Genomic DNA, 25,822 nt, shown 5'->3' on the forward strand with positions numbered 1-25,822 from the left:
AAGACAGCGTCCGATAGGACGTTTTTTTTCGTCTCAATAAAAGTAAAAGTGATCTGTAATCTGTAATCTGTAACCAATTATCAATCGATCGCACGCTTAATCTCAGCCTTCGTTTCAGACTCAGACTCAACTTCTATTCTAATCCTCACATCGATATCTTATATCGATATCAATATTAAAAGGAGCATCTATGCAAACAGTATCAAAAGAGTCACGTAAGAAGCAGATACTTTATCGAACCCTCAAAAGTGGAGCTCCGATACTTCTCTCCCTTCTTATTATGGCATGTAGCCATACGCCAAAGTCACTCCCCTCTCACCAGCCCTATCTCGATGCACAACGGCAGATTCAATCTCTCACCACGGATCAATACCAGATTCTTCCTGATCAGAGCATCTATATTGGTGAGTTAAAATCGGAAACTGCAACAGGATATGGAAAGATTATTATGCCCGATGGCTCTCACTATCAAGGTGCCGTAAAAAATGGTCGTCCTCACGGTTTTGGGCGAAGCGAGATGAGTAGCGGAGAGATCTATGAAGGCGAGCATAAAAATGGAATATTTGAAGGTCGTGGGCGCTTGATCTTAAGTGATGGCTCCACCTTTATCGGTACCTTTAAAGATCATAAGGTCGATCGAGGTGAGATCTTCTTTCCCGATGGTACCCATGGCGTCTCCCGCTAAATAGATTACCCCCCAAATCAACTGGTCAACTAATAAACTAGATCAGCTTTATGCTTTTCGCTGATGAACCTTTTCATGTTGGGGATCTTCTTGATGAGGATTGAGCCCTTCCTTCTCCTCATCGATTCGCCCTGCCATTAAATCACCATCATCATGGCGCAATCGAGCAAAGATATAGGTGGCAAAGAATGTTAAAGACCCCATCGTGATAAAGGTCAGTTGGAATGCCTTTTCAGTATTCTCCGACACGAACCATCCCTGCCCCACATAGAAGTTTAGGAAGAGTGCTGCAAATGCGACACCTAGCGTTAAAGCTAACTGCTGATTAACAACCATTAGACTATTGCCACTGCTGACCTGCTCTTTTCTTAAGTCACCAATTGTCAAAGTATTCATCGCCGTAAATTGAGTTGAGTTACAGACCCCCAATATAAAGAGAATCACAATTAAGAGCGGTATAGGGATAAAGCGCCCAACAAAACCAATGGTGATAATTAAGAGGCTGATAAAGAGCGTATTCCAAATCAACACTCGGCGATATCCCATCAACTTTAAAATTCGAGTAACAATCGGCTTAACAAAGAGTCCACCAACAGCGATAGGAACCAAGAGCCAGCCGGCATCACTCGGCGTATAACCTAAAGCAACCTGAAAGAAGAGCGGCAATAGAAATGGCATCGCACTAATCCCTAAGCGTGCGATAAGATTTCCTAAAAGGCCAATGCGATAAGTTCTGACATCTAAAAGCGTCGTTGCAAATAGTGGCGCCTCTTTTCGTTTAGCATAGAACCAATAATTAATTAATAGAATAAAACCGACAATCAGAAGGGGGAAGGTAATCCATTTCTGCTCTCCATTAATAGAGTATTCAAGACCAAAAGTGATCGCGAAGATGCCTAATGCAAAGATGAGATAGCCACGAAGATCAAATCGGAAAGGCTCACCGCGAAAATCAGGCATAAAGAAGAGCGCTAATATGAGGACAATCGCACCGATCGGAATATTAATAAGAAAGATCCAATGCCAACTCATATATTGCACTAGATATCCCCCCAAAACAGGCCCTAAAATCGGCCCGATCAAGGCGGGAGTAATCGCATAATTGATCACCCGCAGATACTCTTTACGATCATAAGCCTTCATCAGAGCAAGGCGCGCTACAGGGGTTAACATCGCCCCACCAATCCCCTGCAATACCCGAGATAAGGTAAGTTGCAATAAGGTCAAAGAGAGTGCCGCAAAGAGTGATCCCAACGTAAAGAAGATCACCGCAAGAAGAAAGGTACGCTTAGTGCCGATCTTATCGGAGACAACACCACTAATCGGCGCACAGATCGCTAAGACCAAGGTATAGACAACCAAGATCGATTGAATCTTCAGTTGTGGTTCATTGAGATCTTGCGCAATCGAGGGAAGCGCGGTATTAAGAATAGTGGTATCGAGCATCTGCATAAAGATCGCGATGGCTAAAATCACCGGCAGTAAAATTCGATAACGCTGATTTTTCAGTTCGGTTTCTCTGCTCTCTCCCATAGATTCCCCTTTTCCCTAGCTATTTATAGTGAGTGTAACCCTCCTGCTTAAAAAAATATAGCCCCTAATCTCCTTTCTGATTGCTTTAATTGAAAAACTTAGGCAAAATGGTGCGCTTGAGTTAGCTAGATGATCGCTGGTTATTGCAAAATAACGAGAGGAAAGTCCGGGCTCCTCGGATCAAGATGCTAGATAACGTCTAGAGGGCGCGAGTCCATGGAAAGTGCTGAAGAAATTAGACCGCCTAAAGATCTTTCGATCTCGGTAAGGGTGAGAAGGTGCGGTAAGAGCGCACCGTACGAGAGGTGACTCTTCGTAGCTGAGGTAAACCCCATCTGGAGCAAGACCAAATAGGAGTACATTAGACGAGATCCGCGTTGTACTCGGGTAGGTCGCTTGAGCCTAGGAGCAATTCTAGGCCTAGAGGAATGATCATCCACGACAGAACCCGGCTTATCGGCTAACTCATCCCCATTCTATTGAAATATGCTTTATTGAAAGCTTGAAAATCACCCATCGATACAACGAGAGATATCATGACAATTGCGGATGCAATTCTTGAAGGGAGAAGACAGTTAGCACATCTCCCCTCCCCTCAATTTGAAGCAGAACTCCTCCTCTCCTATCTACTCGATCGCAATCGTAGTTATCTGATCGCCTTTCCAGAAAAAGCATTATCCTCCTCAATGATAGAAGCGTATCGCCAGCTCCTTATGCGCCGAGCGGCAGGAGAACCCTATGCCTATATTTGTGGTGAGAAAGAGTTCTACGGCCTACAACTGACGGTCAACGAAGAGACATTAATTCCACGTGATGATACTGAAGTGATTGTAGAAGCTGCTCTTGAGCGGATTCCTACAACTGTAGAGAGCTCCTTCTCTCTACTCGATCTTGGCACCGGCAGTGGCGCTATTGCGCTAGCCATCAAAAAATATCGTCCTGATATTGAGGTGACCGCTGTTGATTACTATCCACAAACTTTAAAAGTTGCCGCACAAAATGCCCAGAGAAATAATCTCGATATTGAGTTTATCGAGAGCAATTGGTTTAGCTCACTTCCTAAAGCCTCTTACAATCTCATTCTCTCCAATCCCCCCTATATCGATCCCATCGACCCACATCTTGAGGGCGATGGTGTCAAATATGAGCCCAAACGCGCCCTAATTGCAGAGAACCGTGGATTGAGCGATCTCTTCTATCTGATCGATAATGCACCCTTCTACTTTAAAGATGCCGGTTGGCTTCTCCTTGAGCATGGCTATGATCAGAGTCAAATTTTGCAACAAAGGATGGCACAAGTAGGCTATCACTCGATTGAAACTCGGCAAGATTATGGCGGAAATGATCGTGTCACGCTCGGTTTTTACTCGTCCACTAGTCGCCCCTAAGTCCGACTAAAGAATACTTTTAGCGTAAAAAAGCGTCAAAAATAGCTTTTTTTGGTGAAAAGTACCGATTTATCTCTCAATAATACCTTTTTGTCCCCTCTCTTTTTGCTATCGTGAATTCAGGTTGTCATGACCAATAATAAAAAACCAAAGGAGGGAATAATGACAAAACTACCTGAAGACTTTCGTGCAGAAAAAAATCGCCCATTTACTGGTGCAGAGTATATTGAGAGCTTAAAAGATGAACGAGAGATCTATATCTATGGCAAACGCGTCAAAGATATTACGACACATCCTGCATTTCGAAACTCTGTTGCATCAATCGCTAAACTCTATGATGCACTTCATGATCCTGCAACAAAAGAGAAATTGACCTGGGAGACCGATACCGGCAATGGGGGCTATACCCACAAATTCTTCCGTTATGCAAAAAGCCGTGAAGAGTTAAGAGAACAGATTGAAGCGATCTCTGAATGGTCAAAACTAACTTATGGTTGGATGGGACGTTCGCCCGATTATAAAGCTGCCCTTGGAAATACTTTTGGCGTTAATGCCGACTATTATGGTGAGTTTGCCGATAATGCTCGTCGCTGGTATAAGCGATTGCAAGAGAGCTGCCTCTATATGAATCATGCAATCGTCAATCCCCCGATTGATCGAGCAAAGCCGGTTAGTGAATTAAAAGATGTCTTTATCACCGTTCAAGAAGAGAGAGAAGATGGTATTATCGTCAGTGGCGCTAAAGTCGTTGCGACAAATTCGGCCTTAACCCACTACAACTTTATTGGTCCCGGTCCTGCTAACTTAATTGGGGAAGAGCCCTCTTCGGCAATGATGTTTATCGCACCGATGAATGCTAAGGGCGTTAAGTTAATCTGTCGTCCCTCTTATGAGTTGATGGCGAGCCTTACCGGCAATGCCTTCGATTATCCTCTCTCAAGCCGCTTTGATGAGAATGATGCGATCCTCATCTTTGATAAGGTCTTTATCCCTTGGGAAGATGTCTTAATCTATAAAGATCCTAAAAAATGTCAGGCTTGGTTTGGACAAGCAGGATTTGTGCAGCTCTTCCCTATGCAGGCCTGTGCCCGCTTTGTGGTCAAGCTCGAGTTTATCACAGGTCTTTTAGTAAAAGCATTGGAGTGTACCGGCTCTCTTGAATTCCGTGGCGTTCAAGCACAAGTAGGAGAAGTTGCCGGCCTTCGTAATGCCTTTAGCTCCTTCTTAGAGGCGATGTGGGCAAATTCAAAAGTGTGGAATGGGACTTTCCTCCCCGATCAAGAGGCGGTCCATGCCTATCGAGCAAATGCGCCGGAAGCGTATGCTCGTATTAAAAATATTATTGAAAAGACAGTGGCAAGTGGTTTGATCTATCTTCCTTCAGGATCTCGTGATCTCCAAGACCCAACACTTGATCATTACTTAAGTATCTATTGTCGAGGTTCCAATGATATTAACCACACCGATCGTATTAAGATCTTAAAACTTCTCTGGGATGCTATTGGCACTGAATTTGGCGGACGCCATGAGCTCTATGAGATCAACTATGCCGGAAATCAGGATGATATTCGAACTCAATGTTTAGGTCAGCTTCGCGCCTCTGGTGAGCTCGATAGAATGATCAGCTTAGTGGATCAATGTCTCTCCGATTATGATGTGGATGGTTGGAAAGTTCCCCACCTACACAATTCGGATGATATTAATGTGATTGATCAACTCTTAGCAGATCGCTAATAACGACTCAATAATCAAGCTCTTATCGATACCCTTCTGTTGTAGCCCCTTGATGCTCAAGCATTGAAGCTACAATAGAGAGGAGAATAAAAATGATAAGACTTGAGATAAATGTAGAGCTCAGAATCGATTGATTCGTTGATTCTGAGTGAATTGAGTCATCATTAAAGGAGGAGAAGATGAATAAACCTCAACTAACCCCCATTCAGCAGCAATTTCGCGATGCCATGAGTTCGCTCTCGGCGGCAGTTAATATTATTACGACTAATGGTCGTGCGGGAAAATGTGGCTTAACCGCTACAGCAGTCTGTTCAATTACCGACTCACCCCCAACAGTGATGATTGCTGTCAATCGGCATAGTAAAACAAATGCAACGCTCAAAGAAAATGGTGTTGTTGCGATCAATATATTAGCAAAGGAGCATGAGGAGACCGCAAAGGATTTCGCCGGCTTGACACAACTGAATATCGAAGAACGTTTTCGCCGTCATGCATGGTGCGAAGGAGCGCATCAACTACCTATCTTGCAAGATTCTCTTGCCAATCTACAAGGAGAGGTTATTCAAACGATGGAGATGGGAACCCATACCCTCTTCTTTATTGAGCTCTTTGAGATACGAAACCGCAATGGCGGCGCGGCTCTTGCCTATTTCTCTCGTGCGTTTCATGCCATTGGTGAAGAGATGCGATAACTAAAATCAGCGCTCAACATCTTCAAAAGCGAATGCTCAGCATAAGAAGCGCGCAAAGATACAAAGATACAAAGATACAACGATAAGATCGATAGCGATTCATGCTGAAGCAGATCAGGGATAGATCATAATAGGTCTGAAATAGAGCAAGCCTAACAACCACAATATTGATATTGATATTGATATTGATATTGATATTGATATTGATATTGATTTTAATAACAATTTTAATAAAAAATGAGAGAGTAACGGCCATTACTCTCTCATCTCTTTTTTCAGCCTCTCACATCTCCCCCTCTTCAATCAAACGCTTCTAGATCATGATTCGGCACGATCTCTTCATCTCGATTATTATCATCAATTTTTTGCCGATATGCCGTCGGCGTAATGGTCGCATGACGTTTAAAAAAGCGGGTAAAATAGGAAGAATCTTTAAATCCCAATTGATGTGCGATCTCAATAATTGAGAGTGATTGGTACTTTAAGTAAAATTCTGCCTCTTTCACAAGACGCTGTGCAACATACTCTTTTGCCGGCAATCCCCCTAGCTCCCGGCAGATATTATTAAGGGTCGAAACCGTGATATTGAGATGCTTTGCATAAAGGGGCAATGCCCAATGCTCGCGAAAATGCTCATCAATAAGATGAAGATAACGCCGAAACTTCTCCGCATGTCGATGCTGACAGAGAAAGAGCGCAGATCCATGATGCGCTAGACGAAAAGAGACAATGTAAGCGAGCCGGATCCAACAGAGTAACAGCGCTCTAAGCCCCAAACTCTCCTCTTTGGCGATCTCTTCTTGAATTGATATTAAAGCATTCTCTAAAATAGCAATTTCTGAATGATTCTCCCGCTTTAACGCAAGATCGAGAATAAATGCCTCATCACGATAAGAGCGAGTAGCATCGGGAAGCTTATTGAGTATATCCACCAAAATCTCTTTTGAGATAAAGAGAAGATGCCCTTTAACACATCCTCTAATAGTGATCTTTTGTGCTCGTCCCGGCGCTGAATAGTAGATAAAGGGACGATCTCGAATCACATTTTTTTGTGTGGCATGCTCTAAGATAGCCTCCCCTTCAGTGATATAGAGCAGTTGATAGAAGCTATTACGAGTTGAGTTTCGCATCTTGTCATAGAGGATATTGCTCCCGCACTCCGGCATTGAAGCGCACTCCCGAGAGATCTCCTCTAAAGATTCATAGATAAACCCCAAATTCTCCCCAATGGTACTCTTCACAATGGGAAGATTATCGGGCAACAACTGACTCAATATCATCATTCGCTCCTCTGTCTACTAGATCTACTGCTGAGAGCAGATCCCCCATTAGAGAGATGATCTGCTCTATTTAAATGCCTCTTTAGATCCCTGCTTTAGATCAATTCTGCCGCTAAATCTGCCTCAAAAATTAAGGGGAATAGCAGATAGATAAAGAGAATGATCAAAAAGAGGGTCACGATAGTTAAAAAGGTTCCTTTCGATAACATATCTCTAAAGGTGATCTTTCCGGTTGCAAAGATAATGGCATTACTCGGGGTACTGATCGGCATCATATAGGCAAATCCTGCGCCAAGCGCCGAGGCAGCCATCAAAGGTAAGGGATGTGCATCTGTCGCAACAGCAAGTGTGATCGCTATTGGAAGGAGAATTGTTCCCGTTGCTGTATTAGGTGTTACTTGTGTCATTAAAATACTGATGATGGTCATTGAGCAGAGAACCAGAAAATAGGAGGTTCCTCGAAGCGCTAAGAGTTGATCGCCAGCCCAAGAAGAGAGATCCGTCTTTGCAAAACCAACGGCAATCGCCATTCCTCCTCCTACTAAGAGCAACACATCCCACGGCATCTTTTTTAAAGAGCTACCATCAAGAAGGCGACCATTATCTCCCCGCTTAGTGGGTACAAGATAGAGGAGGATCGCGCCGGCAATTGCGATCATTGTGTCACTAATACCGGGAATAACACCGACCCAGAGAAAAGAGCGAGAGATCCAGAAGAATGCCGTTAAGATAAAGATCAGGGAGACCATCTTCTCTTCATAACTCATCGGCCCTAAATCTTTACGGGTCTGCTCAATAAAAGCGACACTGCCCGAAAGTTTCTTCACCTTCAAAGGATAGGCAATTCGCGTAAGATAGAAAGAGGCACAGATCATCAAGAGCGAGATCAAAGGCACGGCAAAGAGCATCCAACGCGCAAAGGAGATATCGATGCCTAACAGCTCTTTTGAGAGCCCTGCTAGGATCAGATTAGTAGGCGTTCCAATCAATGTCGCACTACCACCAATCGTGGCACCAAATCCGATCGCAAAGATAATTGATTTTTGAACCTTGATCTCCTCTAGCTCACTATGACCTTCTTCTTCTCGCATAAGCTCAATCACTTTACTTGCAATAGCCGTTCCAATCGGAATCATCAAGAGTGCCGTTGCCGTATTAGAGACCCACATCGATAAGAAACCGGTCGCTAACATAAAGCCGATAATAAGCCCGGATAGACTCGTACCCACAAGACTAATCACCGTAATAGCAATCCGTTCATGCAGACGCCAACGCTCAAGTGCTAATGCAATAGCAAAGCCTCCCAAAAAGAGGAAATTTAAGGGATCTGCATAACTCGTTGCCGCCTCTTTACCTGTCACATTTGTAAAGATGGGCAATAGGATTATAGGTAAAAGTGACGTAATCCCTAAAGGCAAAACCTCCAAAATCCACCATGTTGCTACCCAAGTAATAGTGGCTAAGACGCCTCTTCCTGCCTCACTTAACCCTTCAAGCGGAAAGACCCAATAGATTAAAATAAAGAGGAGAGGCCCCAGTATCAATCCTAAAAACTGAGTCAAACTATAAGTTTTACCAATCTCCGGTCTTAAGCCGGTCTCATTATTAATACCTCCTGTAAACAACATTCTCAGTCGCTTCATGGTCAGCATCTCTTTTGATCTATTATGGGATTCCCATAGATAGTTATTAACTTTTTTCATGCTATCTCTCTTCTAACCTCTGGAGGTTTTTCTCTTCATTACAATTGACTTAATTGACTTAATTGACTTATTATCTGCAACATTAACCTTACTCTCTGACCGGTCTGTTGCTTTATCTATTATTTTTTACAAATGGTAAGGCGCTTAACCTCTTTGCTATTTTTTTTAGCTCAACCAACGTAACCATCTCGAATATATCGATCCATTACTCCAATAGACTGACCTAAAATCCACCTCCTTCTCTGCCAAATACTCTTTGAAATCCTCTTCTAAATTCTTTACCAAACCAGCCCGCTTAACCCCAAAAACCAATAACCATTACCCATCCTTTATCGGCGATCCTCTATTCAAACGACCAAAAACTCTTAGAAAGCTTTTAGAATTTTTAGAGCTTTTAGAACTTTTAAAAGATAAGATCCATAAGGAGAACGCCCCTACTTAAAGAGGCGCTCTATTGATCGATTTCAAAGAGATTTTACTGATAGAGCGGATATAACAATTAAGTGCTAATAGCTAAAAGTACTGGTGGAATAGTTAATTGGGAGAACATGAAAAGATCATGGTAATTTTAGAAAAATTGAATATTTTCCTACTGCCTACAATCTCTCTTCTCCGACTATTTATTAAACTCGTTCAATAATCAAGGCAATACCTTGCCCGACACCGATACACATGGTACAGAGTGCATAACGCCCTTCTCGGCGCTGTAATTCATTGAGCGCGGCGATCACTAATCGTGCGCCGGAAGCCCCTAAAGGATGACCGAGAGCAATGGCTCCACCATTGGGATTGATACGCGCATCATCATCTTTTAAGCCTAATTCTCGAATACAGGCTAATGCTTGGGCAGCAAATGCCTCATTAAGCTCAATAACATCCATTTCTGCTAATGTTAAACCAGATCGTTTAAGTAGCTTCTTAACGGCGGGAACGGGTCCTATCCCCATCACTGAAGGTTCAACCCCCATGCTCTGCATGCCGACAATACGTGCCTTAGGCGTTAAACCATACTGTGCAACTGCCTCATCTGAGGCGATTAGAAGTGCTGCGGCACCATCATTAATCCCAGAGGCATTACCGGCAGTAATAACACCCTCTTTTTTAACGAAAGGCTTCAGTTTCGCTAATCCCTCTAATGTCGTTGTCGGACGTAAATGCTCATCTTTAGCAACGATAAGATCTTCACCACGTCTTTGAGGAATTTGGACCGGTATAATCTCTTCTGCAAGATATCCTGCCGTATCTGCATGAGCTGCCTTCATCTGACTTGCATAAGCAAAAGCATCTTGATCTTCTCGAGAGATCTGATAACGTTCTGCAACATTTTCTGCCGTCTCCGGCATCGTTTCCGTACCATAAAGCTGATCTAGCTTTGGATTGATAAAGCGCCAGCCCATTGTGGTATCTTCCATGATCTGCCTACGACCAAAAGCGCTATCGCTCTTACCAACAACAAAGGGAGAACGTGTCATCGATTCAACCCCACCGGCAATCACCAAATCTGCTTCTCCTGCTCTAATTGCACGAGCTGCTGAACCAATCGCCTCTAAACTAGAACCACATAATCGATTGACCGTCACCCCAGGTACTTCTTGCGGTAATCCCGCTAATAATGAAGCCATTCGCGCAACGTTACGATTATCTTCCCCGGCTTGGTTAGCACACCCCAAAATAACATCATCCACTGCTTCCCACTTTACTTGAGGATGACGGCTCATCAATTCCGTAATCGGTAACGCCGCTAAATCATCGGCACGAACAGGGGCCAATCCGCCACCATATCGCCCAAATGGGGTACGAATGGCATCACAAATATAAGCATTTCTCTCTCTCATCTTCTCTTCTCTCTTCTCTACTCTTCTCTATTTTCTCAATGCACTTAATGCACTTAATGCACTTAATGCACTTAAAATAATGCTCTACGCTATAAGGCTTTACGCTCAGAAGTTGCATCGATTAAGGGGGCATCAGTGACCGCTTCTAACTCAGGGAAGGTAATTCCCCCGAAAAGCTCGGTCACATAGAGTTTTTGATCACGTACATCAATCACCGCAAGATCGGTGTAAATTCGATCAACACACCCAATACCGGTTAAGGGATAAGTACAATTTTTAACGATCTTAGGCGTTCCATCGCGTGTTGTATGATTCGTCGCAACCCAGACATTTTTCGCACCAATAGCTAAATCCATCGCTCCACCGACAGCAGGGATTGCACCAGGTTCGCCGGTATGCCAATTTGCAAGATCTCCATTTTCTGCAATTTGAAATGCCCCTAAGACACAGATGTCGATATGACCGCCTCGCATCATGGTAAAAGAGTCACCGTGATGGAAGTAACTTCCCCCTGGTAACAAGGTTACTAGCTCTTTTCCGGCATTAATCAGATCAGGATCTTCCTCTCCTGGTGCCGGTGATGGCCCCATCCCTAATAATCCATTTTCACTATGGAGAAAGATCTCCTTATCATCCCCTAAATAGTTGGCAATTGAGGTTGGAAGACCGATCCCTAAATTGACATAAGCACCGTCAAAGATATCTTCAGCAACTCTAGCGGCAATCTCATTTCTCGTTAATGGTTTATAGTTTTTTGTCATCTCTCTCTTCCTTATCTAATTTCCACAACATCTGTTACAAATATGCCGGGTGTGACGATACATTCAGGATCTAAGGCGCCTACCTCGACCACTTCATTCACCTGAGCGATAGTCTCTGCTGCTGCGGCTGCCATAATAGGACCAAAGTTCCGTGCTGTTTTTCGATAGATAAGGTTGCCGTAACGATCTCCCTTATAAGCTTTGATTAAGGCAAAATCAGCCGTAATGGGATACTCCAAAACATAATTTTTGCCATTGATCTCTCGAGTCTCTTTCCCTTTTGCAAGCTCTGTTCCATAGCCCGTTGGGGTGAAGATCGCACCAAAGCCCGATCCTGCGGCTTGAATTCTAGCGGCAAGATTACCCTGAGGGACGAGCTCTAATTCAATCTCTCCTGCACGATAGAGGGCATCAAAGACATAGGAGTCCGATTGACGAGGAAACGAGCAGATAATCTTTTTAACGCGCTTAGCCTTAAGAAGTGCGGCTAAACCGATATCTCCATTGCCGGCATTATTATTGATGATAGTAAGATCCGTAGCGCCATGTTCAATCAGCGCATCTATGAGTTCAGCAGGCTGCCCTGCCGTCCCAAATCCGCCAATCATAACGGTGGCGCCATCGAATATCTTTCCGATCGCTGCATGAATAGATGGGCTAATTTTATTAATCATATTGATCCTTTTGTAATATCCCTTTGTAAAAATATATGTTGTGATGGTAGGTGGTGATAAATATTGCCTTTCTCCCCTGCCACTCTCTTGTTGCCACTTCTCTTCCAGCATCTTCCCTTAAAGCTCAATCTCTAAACTCTTCTTGAGAAAATAGAGCGCAAAAAAGGGGATTCCAATCACCTTAAAGTGTTGAATTTATTAAAATTCTTTCATTGTGCTAGTTTTTATTCTTCAACTACGGCTTATAGCATCTCTCTGATTTTTTATCGCTCTTTTATGATTCTTTTATGGTTCTTTTTTATTATTCTTATTTTATTGTTGTTACATCTATTATGGCGATAGATCATAGAGAGATGAAAAGAGATAGAGCCAAACTCCATAATAAAGAGCTCGACTCTATCTCTCTTTCTGTGAGGCTATGGAGAATCCTCACTGAAATAGCGATGCATCCTCCTTAAAATGATTCTATAGAAAAGATGCACCTCTAATAACGCCCTTTTTAGAGTGCCGCTCTTGCACGTGAGCTACGCACTTCCTGATCACTATCTGCTGCTTTCGTTAATGAAAAATCAAAGACTAACTCTTTATAAGGACCTTTCATTTTAGCGGCTGCAATCTTCTCTGGATCGTTTACTTCCACAGCATCAACAATCAGCTCATCACGCGTTGCGTAAGCAAAATCATCATGACAGAACGGATCATCGCTTAAGTTAATTTGTGTTGTTAAATGGCGATAACCTGGTGCATGAACAAAGAAATGGATATGTGCAGGTCTAGATCCATGACGACCTAAAAGTGTTAAGAGCTGCTCTGTTGGATTTCCTGGTGGAACAGAGTATCCGCTCGGAACGATACTACGCGCAGTATATTGACCATTGTCGGTCTTAATTGTGCGACGCATATTGAAATCTGATTGGCTCTGATCGAAGAAAGAGTAATTTCCTTTACTATTACAGTGCCATACTTCTACCGTTGCGTTAGGAATCACTTCTCCTGTTACGGCATCAACCACCTTTCCTGAAAGATGCATCAAATCACTCTCGGTATCAGTTCCATCATCAAGTTGCGCTTCCCCTTCAACAACTGGAGCGCCGGCAACATAGAGCGGCCCTTCAATCGTTCTCGGTGTTGCGCCATCTTTTGCTAATCCCGCTTTCTCATCAAGCTCATCTTCACGTACATCGAGGATATGTTCTAAGCCTAAGCCTGCAACTAAGAGTGCTGTCTCATGCGCTTGACCTAAGCGAAGAAGATAATTGGCACCATGCCAAAACTCATCTACCGTAATATCAAGATCATCAATCGCTTTACAGAGATCTGATAAAAGACGATGAACAATCTCCTTAACGCGTGGATTCCCCTCATCTGAATCGTAACCTGCAGCTGTACGTAAAAAACCTTCTAAAAACTCTGGACTAGAAATCTTTGTTTTCATCTTTATTCTCCTAACTTTGGTGTTTACCATTTTTATATCTATTCGACTCTTAAGGTCGATCGTTTCTGCAAGCTTAATTGAGTCATCTCTTTTATCTTTTTGCTTTAATATCAATTATTCGATATCAATTGTTCAATTATTAATTGTTCAATATTAATAGTGTGATCTCTCTTAAGCTCTACGCTCAATCGCTCTGCAGCCAATCTTAATGGCATTCAATTCGCCACAGAACGTTAAACTTCTTTCAATAATGCTTCTCTCAATAACTTATTGGAATCAATTATCGACTCCTCTTACTGCTACTTGCAGTAGCGTCAGCTAGCGATCATCCTCACGAATCGAAGAGGGGTGACGGCAAAGCGCCTCAACCGAAATCTCCATATAGGGATAGAGTGGTAAGCCAGTTAATAATGTATGAAGCTCTTCATTACTCTCAACATCAAAGATGCTCACATTGGCATATTGACCCGCTACACGCCAGATATGACGCCACTTGCCGGAGCGTTGTAACTCTTGCGAATAGGCTTTCTCCGTCGCTAAAATCTCTGCTCGGCGATCAGGGTCCATTGACTCTGGAATATTGACAATCATCTCAACTTTAAACAGCATGACTTCTCCTTCTGATTAACTGCTCGATCGATATAATCTTGATCTCTATAAACTTGATTTATCTAGATCTACCTGAACCGATATGGTTCTCTACTTTCGGTTCTCCACTTTCGGTTTTCTATTTTTTAAATTTTTACTTCATCTCATTATGAGAATATTTCACGATCTCGTAGATTCTCTCCCTCAGATCATGAATCATTTACGATTTGCGGCGATAGAACTTCATCTTATCCTCATCAAGCTCAAGCCCCAATCCCGGCTTATCGGCCACTTCAACCCCATAATCACGGTATTGAAGCGGTTCGACGACAATATCATCTTTGAGGAGAAGAGGGCTGAAGAGCTCCGTTCCCCACTCAAGTCTCGGCAATGTTGAATAGGCTTGAATAGCGGCGCTTGTTGCGATCGATCCCTCTAACATCGTTCCACCATAGAGGCCAATCCCCGCAGCTTGAGCCACTTCTGCTAATGCTAAAACTCCAAGCATCCCCCCAGATTTTGCGGTCTTTAGAGCAAATGCTCTTGCGCCGGCAATCTTAGCGATATTGAAGCCCTCATAAGGAAGCCCGACCGATTCATCTGCTAAGATAGGAATATTAAAGCGCTCACTTAAACTCGCCTGGGCGGCAATCTCATGTTGAGCTAAAGGTTGCTCAACAAGATCGATACCGGCATCTTGTAGTAGTTGCATCCCCACTATTGCTTCCGCCTCGCTCCAAGCTTGATTCACATCAACAGTGACCATACTCTCTTCCCCTAGCGCCTCTTTAATAGCGATCACATGGGCAACATCCTCTTTCACAGGCCGACGACCAATCTTTAATTTGAAATCTTTATGGCGTCCAGAAGCGATCATCTCTTTCGCTTCAATAATATCTTTCTCTGTATCACCACTTGCTAATACCCATAAAACAGAGAGATGATCTTGAACTTTTCCACCTAAAAGCGTTGAGATCGGAACATTCAGAATCTTCCCTTGAATATCAAAAAGAGCGGTTTCAACAGCATTTTTAGCAAAGTAATTGCCACGAATATTTTGCGCCATTCGCACCTTTAATGCTTTGATAGAAGCGATCGATTGCCCAATCAGAAGAGGGGCGATATATTGATCGATCGTCAATTGCATCCCTTCAGGACTCTCAGGGCCATAACTAAGCCCTCCAATTGTAGCGGCTTCTCCTAATCCCAATACGCCCCCTTCTGTATAGATTTTTACAATCACAGAACTTTGGGTTGTCATCGTTGTCATCGAGAGTTGATGCCCACGAATGGTAGGAAGATCGACAATCAATGTCTCAATCTTAGCGATACGATCTGTCAATAATGTTTGATTTGCTAAAAGGGTCATTCTCTATTCCTTATATCTCGGTACTCTATTGAGAAGCTATCACAGCCTCTCCTGGTAGTAACTTCATAGTAGCTTCATAGTGGCTTCATAACGACTTCAAATAATAGCTACAGATGATGGCTCTAGATGATAACTCTAGATAATATGGTGTAATGACACTATTTCGCCATTAACCACTCTGCCAAGATTTGATTAAATGCTTCTGGTGCCTCGACCGAAGGGACATGACCAACAGCTAATACTTTAAGTGCTCTATCCCCCATCAGATCGGCTAATTGCTCCATATTGCTAAGCGCCATCGCCTTATCTTCACTCCCTGCAAGACAGAGAACCGGCACTGATTGATCACGGTTCGGAAGACGATCGGTCGCACTCCAAGCACCTAATGCCTCACATAACTGAGCGTAACCTTCATTACTTGTTGCCGCTAATGAGCGCTTCCAATCCTCAACCTCTTCGATGGCACTCTCTAGATAATCAGAAGCGAACCAGCGAGGGACAATTGTTGGTGCCATCTCAGCTAAACCGATCTGACGAACATCTGCCGCACGGCTCTCCCAAGCAGAAGCTTCACCAATTTTGTGGCTGCTATTGGTAATCATTAAACTTTTCAGACGCTCTGGCGCTAAAAGAAGAATCTCTTGACCAATCGCACCACCGATAGAGGTTCCTACATAATGAAAGCGCTGATAGCCTAACTGATCTGCTAATCCCAACACCATCTCTGCTAATGACTCAATTCGCCACTGCTCATCCTCGCTCGGTGCGGGGCTATTCCCATGTCCAGGGAGATCGATCGCTAAAAGATCATATTGCGATTCAAAAGCGGCGATCGTTTCATCCCAAACATGTCGATTCATCCCCAAAGGATGTAAGAATACGATGAGGTCACGAGGGGATTCCCCCGCCACATAGAGATAATTGATCTTTTCGTTATATCGCTGCTCTTGATGCTTCACTGCTTCCTCTCCTTGATGCTGTTGATACTTCTCTTTTATATCACTCAATCTATCCCTCAACCTATCACTCGGTGATGAATTAATCTCTTGAGTGATTATCTCTTATATAGTTTTATGATTTTTTTTAAACGATTCTTTTACACGACTCTTTTAAGAGATTTTTTTGAATGCTGAGATCTTAAAGATGCTTGAAATCTCGACTCTTAACCTACTCAGCGCTCCATGTTCGCCTGTCGAACCAGGACTCCATTGATCGCCCACAACTTATTAATCTCATACCCCACTAGGATTGTCAAATCTTTAATACTTTTATGAATCAGATCTTCTACATAGAAAAAAATTATCGTCTATAATGTGTAAAAATTTATCGAGGATTGCCCTTTTTTTAGAAAACCGGATAGGAACAAAGTGACGGAAAAGATGCAGAATAACTATATGGAAGAGCTCTCTCCCCTTTTAGAGCAATATGCAGAAGACCCTGACTTCATCACCGCTTTTGCCCGGGGACTTGTGATATTCCAAGTTCTCTCTAACAGTAAACGTCCTCAATCAATATCCGATATTGCCAAAATCACCGGTTTTCCACGCGCAACGGTAAGACGCGGACTCTATACACTGGTGAAACTCGGTTATGTGAGCCAAAATGATCGGGAATATACCTTAACGTCAAAGATCTTAACGCTCTCTCACAGCTTTATCTCTTCCCAATCACTTCCCAATGCCGCGCAGCCAATCCTCGAGAATATTACCAAAGAGGTTGATGAAGCCTCCTCAATGGCAGTTTTAGCGCAGAGCAATATTGTCTATATCGCCCGCTCGTCAGAAAATACGCAGCGGATCATGTCAAATACTTTAGCAATTGGCAGTCAGTTACCCGCCTGTTGTACCTCAATGGGACGCGTTCTCTTAGCTGCCGAACCTAAAGAGAGACAGATCGAACTATTAGCTCAGCATCAGCTAAAGATCTATACCCCCAATACGATTCATACAGAAGAGGATCTTTTAACGGAATTGGAGAAGATCAAAGAGCAAGGATATGCCATAATTGATCAAGAGTTAGAGATTGGCTTACGCTCTATTGCCGTACCGGTCTACGATAAATCAGGAGCAATTATTGCGGCAATCAATATTAGTACCCATGCGATGCGAAATTCTGTTGAGGATATGATCAATAAATTTCTACCGGTACTACAACGATCAGCACAACTCCTTCGAACCTTTTTATAGAACTTTTCATAATGCTTCTTATGGGAGATTTCTAAAGAGAGATCACTTAATAAGGGCTATACTGATAGGGAATATAGATCTTTAGATACTCAAGCGTGAGAATCTCCGATCAAGCGATATTCCCCACCACCATGGATAAAATGCTTATGCAGAAAGAATCAATAGAAGAATATGGAAAAACATTGGAGAAACATGCAGATAATGCAGACTTTCTAAGCTCCTTTGCCAGAGGCTTGATGATCTTTGAGGTTCTCTCAACGAGCAAACGAGCACAAACGATCTCCGATATTGCCAAAGAGACAGGCTTCCCACGCGCAACGGTTCGCCGAGGGCTCTTCACCTTAGTCGAGTTAGGCTATGTCCTACAAGATGACCGCTATTATGAGCTCTCCCCTAAGGTGCTGATGATTGCACATGATTATATCAACTCACAAACACTATCAACCACGGCACAGCCGATCTTAGAGAATCTCACAAGAGAGCTTAATGAGACGGCTACGATGGGAGTATTAGTCAAAGATGAGGTGATCTATATCGCCCGCTCATCAGATAATCGACAAAAAATCATGTCCAATACCTTAACGATCGGAAGCCATCTACCGGCATACTGCTCTTCGATCGGTCGTGTTCTGCTCGCAGCTGAGTCTAAAGAGCGGCAGATCGAAATCTTGGCACAATCTAATCTAATTCCTTATACCGATCGCACCATCTATGACCGAGACCAACTTCTCGAAGAGCTCGAAAAGGTGCATAGAGAGGGATATTCCATTATTGATCAGGAGTTAGAGGTAGGCTTGCGCTCAATCTCCGTTCCGGTCTTTGATCGAAGTGGCAAAGTGATCGCTTCCATCAGCATTAGTGCTTTAACGCTCAAATATAGTATCGATGAGTTAATTAGCAAATGTCTTCCTGCGCTCCAAAAAGCGGCGGCAATTTTAACGACCTTTATCTAATACTTATTCTAATGTCTATCTAATAGGGATCACTCTTAAGTATAAAAGTCTCTTACAGACCATTTTTCCGGCTTTCTCCCTATTTTAAATAGACATATAGACATATATAGATGCATATAGACAATATAGATAAAAAAAACTCCAATCACTTTCAATACAATGATTGTTAGCGATTGGAGTTCTTTTTTATCTTTTCTCTAACTTGTTTCTATCCTATCTCTGACGATTTTCAGCCTCAAGCAGTGCCGCAATACGCTTCTCTAGAGGAGGATGGGTACTAAAGAGATCCCGAATTGAACCGGTAAAACCAAATGCGGCAAATTGTCCGGGAAGATCTTGGTTGAGTTCAGGTTTACGGCGCAATGCATCTAGCGCATTTGCCATTTGTCGATTAGAGGTGAGTCTTGCGCCTCCGGCATCAGCCCTAAATTCACGATGACGACTAAACCAACTTGCAATAATTTGTGCTAAAACACCAAAGACGATCTGCAATACAATCGTACTGATCATATAGATTCCACTACTGCTACTCTCACCATTGGAGTTTCCACGAGAGGCAATTGCTTCCGCAATAATCCGAGATAAGAAGACCACAAAGGTATTGAGAACCCCTTGCAGAAGAGCCATTGTCACCATATCACCGTTCGCAATATGTGCCATCTCATGGCCTACAACGGCTTCGATCTCCTCTTTATTCATCACGCGCATGAGCCCTGTACTGATCGCTACTAATGAATTATTTCGACTTGCACCTGTCGCAAAAGCATTAGGTTCAGGAGAATCAAAGATGCCAATCTCAGGTCGCTTTAAACCTAATGCCGCCGCTTGTCGTTCAACAACATTGACATACCATACTTCAAACTCATTCTGAGGTGCCTCAATTACATGAACCCCCATAGAACGCTTCACCATACTTTTTGACATTAGTAAGGAGATAATTGAACCGGCAAATCCCACTACAGCACAAGCGAGTAACATCGGAAAGAGGCCTCGCCCACCTGAAATAGCGGTATCTAAGCCGGTAATTTTTAAGATAATAGTGATCACTGCGATCACCGCGATATTCATCGCAACCCATAAAGCAACTCGTTTAAACATAGAGTCTCCTTCTCTTCTATAAATATATTGCAATACTTTTAACAGATCTGATCAACGCTTCGATCTAAATCAGATCCCATTTTTTATCTCTCTATCTCAATCGATCATCATCTATTATATCGATCAGGACAAGATTTATTCTACTTCACCCTAATAATATGAGGCTTTTTCCCCTAAATACAATATATATCGATCATTATCAATCACGCTTATATCCAAGATTTAGCGTTAGGCTTAAGCTTTAAATTTGGTTTAGATTTTTATTTAGATTTGTGTTCAGCTAAGATTGAAGATAGAAAAAAACCTTGGCGATTAAAATCACCAAGGTCTTCATCTGGATTCAAAGAATTTCGAAATTTATGCAGTCGCTGCTGTTTTACGCGCTGGTAATTTCTCTTTAATTCTTGCTGCTCTACCTGAAAGTTCACGCAAGTAGTAGAGCTTAGAGCGACGAACGCTACCACGACGTTTAACATCGATGCTCGCGATTAATGGGCTATAAGTTTGGAAAGTACGTTCCATACCAACACCGTGAGAGATACGTCTTACGATAAATGATGAACCCATTCCACGATTTTTAATTGCAATCACAACACCTTCAAATGCTTGAATACGCTCGCGATCGCCCTCTTTTACCCTTACATTTACAACGATTGTATCGCCAGGGTTGAAAGCAGGAAGCTCTTTGCCTTGCATTGCTTCTTGCTCTAATTGTTTAATAATATTCATGTCCGTTAAACCTTCTAATGAAATAACCATCTTACCCAGATTTATTCTAAGCAAAGCATTATACACCAATATTCAATTATTGGTATCACTTTTATTCAAACAAAGCTGTTGAGCCTTGCCCTTTACGTAATATTTCAGGGGCTCCTTCGCTCAGATCAATGACTGTCGTTGGCGCCATACTACATGCTCCACCATCAATAATCGCATCAACATGATCCCCTATGACCTCATTAATTAAGGTGGCATCATTTAGCTCATAAGCTTCATAACCAGGGATTTTTAAGGTGGTAGAGAGTATCGGGGCACCGAGCTCTGCTAAAACAGCTTGGATTATAACATGATTTGGCACACGAAGTCCTACTGTATTTCGTTTTGGCATCAGAAGTTTTTTAGGAACCTCTTTTGTTCCACGTAAAATAAGCGTATACGGTCCTGGTAAAATCGCTTTTAAGAGGCGATATTGAGGATTATCCACCACGGCATAGTGCGATAGCTCTGAAAGATCTTTACAAATTAGAGAAAAATAGTGATCTTTAGCACTCTCTTGACGAATTTTTAAGATGCGATCCATACCGCGCTGATTTCCTACCATACAACCGATAGCATAACTAGAATCAGTCGGGTAGACAACAACCCCCTCATTACGAAAAATTGAAACAACCTGCTCAATCAATCTCGCTTGTGGTGTCTCTGGATGAATCCTTAATAACATATAAGCCTCCTTCTGCTGCTTATGCACTCATCAAGTACTCTTGATAATGTAGTTTAAACCATAAAATGGCAATGAGCGTAAACTCATTATCCAACTTTCCTTGATCTAATAGTTGAAAAGCCTCTTCTCGAGTCATAGTAAATGCTTCGATATCTTCTCCCTCCTCTTCAACCCCATAATAGCCGCCGGCATGGCGAAGATCACAGAGTCCTAAGTAGAGATGCATTTTCCCCGGGCTTCCTCCTGTTGAGGGGTAGTACTGATAAATTGGGATCAATGTCTCAATATCAACTCCAGCCTCCTCCTTCGCCTCTGCACGAATAATCATCTCCGGCGTTTCAGCACGATCGATTGTTCCTGCAACAATCTCAATAGTCCAAGGCGAAGGTCGCTCTTCTCGCTCTAAGAGAGGCACACGAAGCTGTCGAACAAAGAGTAGATGATCTAACTTTGGATCATAGAGAAGAATACTCACCGTATCACACTTTACAATCACTTCGCGACGAATATCGTAGAGCATCTCTCCATCAAAACGTTGATGATCAACGATAACCTCATCAATTTTAAAAAAACCATCAAAAATTCTTCGGCGAGATTGGAGTTGAACACTACTTTTATCCAAGATTTTTCCACTACTATCCCGAGGAAGCTCTTCTATAAGCCCTCTCTTGTCACTCTCTTTAATACATTTTTGCGCTTCCATGCCACCCCCTTCTAAAATTTTACTAAGTAATATCGCCCTTAAACCTTTAGTATAAAGCATAGGAATTTATCATAGATATTTATAAAAAATTTATAAAATTTACAGAAAAGGTATGGAAAAATAAAAAGCCACTTCTTATAAGAAGTGGCTCTCTAACAAATCTATCTCTTGTCGATAAAAATCTAAAATTAACGGCCCCAGTTTCTCACTGCACCGCTATCAATATGCACAAAAGCTGAACGGCTATAGTAACCAACACCACCTGCTTTTAGGGAAAGTGCTGCATTGCGGAGATTACGAGTTGCAATACCCGGCATACGAATATCAATCGCCTTTGCTTGCATATGGAGACTTGATTTTGCTCCACGGATAGCTCTATTCGTTTGTGGAGAACGGTAACCACTTAAGCCGTGAACTGGCTTGTTAAAGCCTAAACGGAGTCTTAAAGCAAATAGTTGATCAAGTACATTAGGATCATACAGTTTAGAAGTTGTTGTTCTTCTATCTCTTAAAGCCCAAGAGATCTCATCTAATGATTCTCTGATATAGCCTTCTGTAGGTGTCCAGTAAACAGTGCGAGTAGTCTCACCTAATGCGGGCGTATAAATTGTTAATTCACGCTCTTGCGACACTGCTTGTTTCGCTAATGCTGGATTTAATCCGAAGATACCGAAGACAGCTGATCCGGCTAAAACGCCTGTCGCCACTTTCAAAAGATTACGTCTATTATCACATACAAATTCATTATGCTGCTCTATAAAAGACTCTCTGTCCGTAATGATCAATTTACTATCCATGTATCTTTAACCCTTGCTTGTTCGACTAACAGACTTATTCATTTAGTCTCTTAGCGCTCTATTATCAACTGATTTCCTAAATCGAGAAATCAGTGTAATGTTCATAACCTAAAAATGCAACCTTACAAGCTGTAAATTCATTAAATAATTAATATAGATTAATTAATTTTGATCAAGATACTTATACTATTAAATTATAGTTAATTATTTCATATAACAGATTGCAAGATTGAGTCCCATTTTTAATCCCTAAGATAACAGTAGGTTAATAGTCAGCATCTGCGACTACCCTACCCTTTAATCATTGATTCTCTCTAAATGAAGATAAGAATTATTCCAAGAATTCTATTATAAAAGTATCATCAAGCGCAACGCTTTTTTACCAACATGATAAAATAGGTTTCGTCATAACAGAGCCCTGATCGGTAGCAGATCTAAGTAAGAGAAACGCATTAAATCAGTATTTTCAAGAGGATGCTTATTAAAGCATCTTCTTAGCTGTTTTTAAAATTTCTACCGCTTCTGTTATATCTTTCTATATCTTTTCGATAGTGCAATACTTGCTTTATAAGAGAATACATTTTAAAAGAGAATATGCAAAATAGATCATCACAAGATAGCGATATCGCACAGATCAAAACTCCGCCCCACTCCATAGAAGCTGAACAAGCTGTCTTAGGAGGGTTGCTACTTGATCGAGATGCATGGGATAGGATCGATGGACTACTATCACCTAGCGACTTCTATAGTAAAAATCACCGTATTATTTTTGAGACCATCTATTCTCTCTACAATGAGATGCAGACGGTCGATATCTTAACCGTCAGTGATCATCTAAAACAGAGAGAGATGCTCGAAGATGTGGGGGGACTTCCCTACCTTGCCACATTGGCACAAGATATGCCCTCGGTTAGTAATATTGCTGCCTACGCCAATATTGTTTATGACCGTTCTGTTATTCGTAAATTAATCGCCGTAGGAACTAATATTGCCGACTCTGGATTCAATCCTGATGGTCGTAGCAGTAATGAGCTGATCCAATTTGCAGAGCAAGCGGTCTTCGCAATTGCCGAACAGGGAACAAAGCAGGATGCCGGGCTAATCGATATTCGTGATGTTCTAAAGAGTACCATTGCGCGAATCGATGAATTGGCACAATCTCAAGGAGGAGTAACCGGTGCGCCGACAGGATGGGATCAATTCGATGAGATGACATCAGGTCTACAAAATGGTGATATGATCGTTGTTGCCGGTCGACCATCAATGGGTAAAACAACAATCGCAATGAATATGGTTGAACGCGTTGCGATGTATACAAATAAGCCTGTTGCTATCTTTAGCTTGGAGATGCCTGCAGAACAACTCGTTATGAGAATGTTCGCCTCCATCGGAGGGATTGAACAAGGAAAAATTAGAACCGGTGAGCTCAATGAAATTGAGGCTAAGAAATTGAGCGATGCCACAAAAACTCTAGCTCAAACAAAGATCTTTATCGATGATACGAGTGGTTTAAGCCCTTCCGAAATGCGCTCTAGAGCTCGTCGATTACAGCGTGATCATGGGCAATTAGGGTTAGTGATGGTGGATTACCTTCAACTGATGAGCATCCCTGGAATGTCTGATAATCGAGTCGCAGAAGTCTCTGAGATCTCACGCTCGCTCAAACTGATGGCAAGAGAGCTCAACTGTCCGGTCATTGTTCTATCACAGCTCAACCGTAGTCTTGAGCAACGGCCTAACAAGCGTCCTGTTATGAGTGACCTTCGTGACTCTGGTGCGATCGAGCAGGATGCTGACTTAATCTGCTTTGTCTATCGTGATGAGGTTTATAATGAGGATTCTCCGGAGAAAGGCATCGCTGAAATTATTATCGCTAAGCAACGTAATGGTCCTATCGGCACAGTAAAATTGAGCTTCCAAGGACGCTATTCACGCTTTATGAATCTCTCTACACGAGATTTTGCTGATCAATTTATTGATGAATAATCACGGCTCCTTATATAAATTGACAAAGCCATAAGACAAAATCAGAAGTTAAAGAAGTTAAAAAATAGCAACAGTAAACAAGCAATAGATGAGTAACAAGACTCCTAGGAGCTATGCTTCTAGGAGTTTTTTTAATTCTGCGATTGAAATCACCGTGGCTAATCCTTCTAATGCATCCATACTCTCTTGATGAAGCTCAAAACTCTTAGCAGCACAAAGCTCATCAACGACATAAACTCTAAAGCCCAACTCATGGGCTTCTCTTGCACTACTCTGAATAGCTAGCAGTGAGCTCACACCTCCTAAAATAAGAGTATCAATTTTAGATATCTCAAGCCATCTCGCCAAATTATTGCCGGTAAAAATACTCACTCCTTTTTTAATAAAGTAATGATCCTCTTCACTCTGCTCTAATCCTTTAATCCAACAATTATTAGGAGAGTTAAGTCGTAATGCGCCTCGCTCTTTCGCTTGATGAAACATCGGTGAGAATCTTGGGATATCGTGATAGTCATCTGCAAAGCCCACCTTCACCCAAATAATAGGAATCTCTTCCAATCGAGCTAGCGCAATAGCACGATTACTCTCTTCTAAGATATTTCTCTGAATAAATTGTTGATAACTACTATTTGATAGCCCCTCTTTCCCTACTATCTCTTCAATTAAATCAATCAAAACTACTGCCTTAGAGCGCTTCTGCATCATTAGATCTCCCCTTATATTCTATTTCATCCATAATTCCTTTGTAACATAACAATCTCTATTAAACAAAGTTGCAACACTACGGTCGCAATAAGCATGAAGCGCACGCAAGAAAAAAGCCTCTAGCGGTTAAGCTAGAGGCTTTTAGGATAAAGCCCTGGGGTTGACCTACTCTCACATGGGATCTCCCACACTACCATCGGCGCTGCTACGTTTCACTTCTGAGTTCGGGATGGGATCAGGTGGTTCCATAGCGCTATTTTCCCCAGGAAAACTGGT

The 25,822-nt window shown here is 42.3% G+C and carries 23 protein-coding genes, 1 rRNA gene and 1 other RNA gene; 8 read left to right on the plus strand and 17 right to left on the minus strand.

The window, feature by feature from the left end:
- Positions 1-190 precede the first annotated feature (190 nt).
- Positions 191-685, plus strand: coding sequence for a hypothetical protein (locus B9T19_RS07140; protein ID WP_094567928.1), 495 nt, complete (start codon positions 191-193; stop codon positions 683-685).
- A gap of 48 nt (positions 686-733) precedes the next feature.
- Here the strand turns inward: B9T19_RS07140 and B9T19_RS07145 are convergent, their stop codons facing one another.
- Positions 734-2,218, minus strand: coding sequence for an MFS transporter (locus B9T19_RS07145; protein ID WP_094567929.1), 1,485 nt, complete (start codon positions 2,216-2,218; stop codon positions 734-736).
- A gap of 117 nt (positions 2,219-2,335) precedes the next feature.
- Here B9T19_RS07145 and rnpB point away from each other — a divergent pair.
- The 4 genes from rnpB (at position 2,336) to B9T19_RS07165 (ending at position 6,032) form a co-directional block, all read left to right on the plus strand.
- An RNA gene (gene rnpB / locus B9T19_RS07150) (RNase P RNA component class A) lies at positions 2,336-2,690 on the plus strand.
- Positions 2,691-2,754: 64 nt separating this feature from the next.
- Positions 2,755-3,606, plus strand: coding sequence for a peptide chain release factor N(5)-glutamine methyltransferase (gene prmC, locus B9T19_RS07155; RefSeq protein ID WP_094567930.1), 852 nt, complete (start codon positions 2,755-2,757; stop codon positions 3,604-3,606).
- Between the two features lie 162 nt (positions 3,607-3,768).
- Positions 3,769-5,340, plus strand: coding sequence for a 4-hydroxyphenylacetate 3-monooxygenase, oxygenase component (gene hpaB, locus B9T19_RS07160; RefSeq protein ID WP_094567931.1), 1,572 nt, complete (start codon positions 3,769-3,771; stop codon positions 5,338-5,340).
- A gap of 179 nt (positions 5,341-5,519) precedes the next feature.
- Complete coding sequence (locus tag B9T19_RS07165) at positions 5,520-6,032, plus strand: flavin reductase (protein ID WP_094567932.1); 513 nt, start codon at positions 5,520-5,522, stop codon at positions 6,030-6,032.
- 299 nt (positions 6,033-6,331) lie between these two features.
- Here the strand turns inward: B9T19_RS07165 and B9T19_RS07175 are convergent, their stop codons facing one another.
- From B9T19_RS07175 to B9T19_RS07215, 9 genes are all read right to left on the minus strand, one after another.
- Entirely contained in the window at positions 6,332-7,315 is a 984-nt protein-coding gene (locus B9T19_RS07175; protein ID WP_094567934.1) for a helix-turn-helix domain-containing protein, read from the minus strand.
- Positions 7,316-7,407: 92 nt separating this feature from the next.
- A complete protein-coding gene (locus B9T19_RS07180) occupies positions 7,408-9,015 on the minus strand; it encodes an SLC13 family permease (RefSeq protein ID WP_094567935.1) in 1,608 nt (535 codons plus the stop codon).
- 623 nt (positions 9,016-9,638) lie between these two features.
- Complete coding sequence (gene pcaF, locus B9T19_RS07185) at positions 9,639-10,850, minus strand: 3-oxoadipyl-CoA thiolase (protein WP_094567936.1); 1,212 nt, start codon at positions 10,848-10,850, stop codon at positions 9,639-9,641.
- Positions 10,851-10,939: 89 nt separating this feature from the next.
- Positions 10,940-11,611, minus strand: coding sequence for a 3-oxoacid CoA-transferase subunit B (locus tag B9T19_RS07190; RefSeq protein ID WP_094567937.1), 672 nt, complete (start codon positions 11,609-11,611; stop codon positions 10,940-10,942).
- 11 nt (positions 11,612-11,622) lie between these two features.
- Entirely contained in the window at positions 11,623-12,285 is a 663-nt protein-coding gene (locus B9T19_RS07195) for a 3-oxoacid CoA-transferase subunit A (RefSeq protein WP_094567938.1), read from the minus strand.
- Positions 12,286-12,784: 499 nt separating this feature from the next.
- Entirely contained in the window at positions 12,785-13,720 is a 936-nt protein-coding gene (gene catA, locus B9T19_RS07200; RefSeq protein WP_094567939.1) for a catechol 1,2-dioxygenase, read from the minus strand.
- Positions 13,721-14,038: 318 nt separating this feature from the next.
- Complete coding sequence (catC, locus tag B9T19_RS07205; protein ID WP_094567940.1) at positions 14,039-14,329, minus strand: muconolactone Delta-isomerase; 291 nt, start codon at positions 14,327-14,329, stop codon at positions 14,039-14,041.
- A 199-nt stretch (positions 14,330-14,528) separates the two neighbouring features.
- Positions 14,529-15,677, minus strand: coding sequence for a muconate/chloromuconate family cycloisomerase (locus B9T19_RS07210; protein ID WP_094567941.1), 1,149 nt, complete (start codon positions 15,675-15,677; stop codon positions 14,529-14,531).
- Between the two features lie 158 nt (positions 15,678-15,835).
- Positions 15,836-16,684 carry an alpha/beta fold hydrolase gene (locus tag B9T19_RS07215; protein WP_158214377.1) on the minus strand — a complete coding sequence of 283 codons (849 nt, stop codon included), beginning with the start codon at positions 16,682-16,684 and terminating at the stop codon, positions 15,836-15,838.
- Between the two features lie 360 nt (positions 16,685-17,044).
- Between B9T19_RS07215 and B9T19_RS07220 the strand changes: the two genes are divergently transcribed.
- Complete coding sequence (locus B9T19_RS07220) at positions 17,045-17,863, plus strand: IclR family transcriptional regulator C-terminal domain-containing protein (protein WP_143436866.1); 819 nt, start codon at positions 17,045-17,047, stop codon at positions 17,861-17,863.
- A gap of 146 nt (positions 17,864-18,009) precedes the next feature.
- Positions 18,010-18,816: an IclR family transcriptional regulator C-terminal domain-containing protein gene (locus B9T19_RS07225; RefSeq protein WP_158214378.1), complete on the plus strand. Its 807-nt coding sequence runs from the start codon at positions 18,010-18,012 to the stop codon at positions 18,814-18,816.
- Positions 18,817-19,029: 213 nt separating this feature from the next.
- Here B9T19_RS07225 and htpX read toward each other — a convergent pair whose 3' ends face one another.
- The 5 genes from htpX to B9T19_RS07250 all read right to left on the minus strand — a co-directional run bounded on the left by htpX (position 19,030) and on the right by B9T19_RS07250 (position 22,855).
- Positions 19,030-19,914 (minus strand): protease HtpX, encoded by an 885-nt coding sequence (gene htpX / locus B9T19_RS07230; protein ID WP_094567945.1) that lies wholly within the window; start codon positions 19,912-19,914, stop codon positions 19,030-19,032.
- Positions 19,915-20,271: 357 nt separating this feature from the next.
- Positions 20,272-20,643 (minus strand): 50S ribosomal protein L19, encoded by a 372-nt coding sequence (rplS, locus tag B9T19_RS07235; RefSeq protein ID WP_094567946.1) that lies wholly within the window; start codon positions 20,641-20,643, stop codon positions 20,272-20,274.
- A gap of 91 nt (positions 20,644-20,734) precedes the next feature.
- A complete protein-coding gene (locus tag B9T19_RS07240) occupies positions 20,735-21,355 on the minus strand; it encodes an L-threonylcarbamoyladenylate synthase (RefSeq protein WP_094567947.1) in 621 nt (206 codons plus the stop codon).
- Between the two features lie 19 nt (positions 21,356-21,374).
- Positions 21,375-22,058, minus strand: a complete 684-nt coding sequence (locus B9T19_RS07245; protein ID WP_158214379.1) for an NUDIX domain-containing protein — start codon at positions 22,056-22,058, stop codon at positions 21,375-21,377.
- Positions 22,059-22,246: 188 nt separating this feature from the next.
- Positions 22,247-22,855 carry a DUF882 domain-containing protein gene (locus B9T19_RS07250; RefSeq protein ID WP_094567949.1) on the minus strand — a complete coding sequence of 203 codons (609 nt, stop codon included), beginning with the start codon at positions 22,853-22,855 and terminating at the stop codon, positions 22,247-22,249.
- Positions 22,856-23,449: 594 nt separating this feature from the next.
- Between B9T19_RS07250 and dnaB the strand changes: the two genes are divergently transcribed.
- Positions 23,450-24,841: a replicative DNA helicase gene (dnaB, locus tag B9T19_RS07255; RefSeq protein ID WP_094567950.1), complete on the plus strand. Its 1,392-nt coding sequence runs from the start codon at positions 23,450-23,452 to the stop codon at positions 24,839-24,841.
- A gap of 111 nt (positions 24,842-24,952) precedes the next feature.
- Here the strand turns inward: dnaB and B9T19_RS07260 are convergent, their stop codons facing one another.
- Together B9T19_RS07260 and rrf are read right to left on the minus strand one after the other, a co-directional pair.
- The gene (locus B9T19_RS07260; RefSeq protein ID WP_233146817.1) at positions 24,953-25,546 is read right to left on the minus strand and encodes a cysteine hydrolase family protein; all 594 of its coding nucleotides are present in this window, start codon (positions 25,544-25,546) and stop codon (positions 24,953-24,955) included.
- A gap of 152 nt (positions 25,547-25,698) precedes the next feature.
- A 5S ribosomal RNA gene (gene rrf / locus B9T19_RS07265) occupies positions 25,699-25,813 on the minus strand.
- Positions 25,814-25,822: the final 9 nt, after the last annotated feature.

Origin of the sequence: Ignatzschineria sp. F8392, assembly GCF_002252045.1 — a bacterium.
In the GTDB taxonomy this organism is placed as follows: Bacteria; Pseudomonadota; Gammaproteobacteria; order Cardiobacteriales; family Wohlfahrtiimonadaceae; genus Ignatzschineria.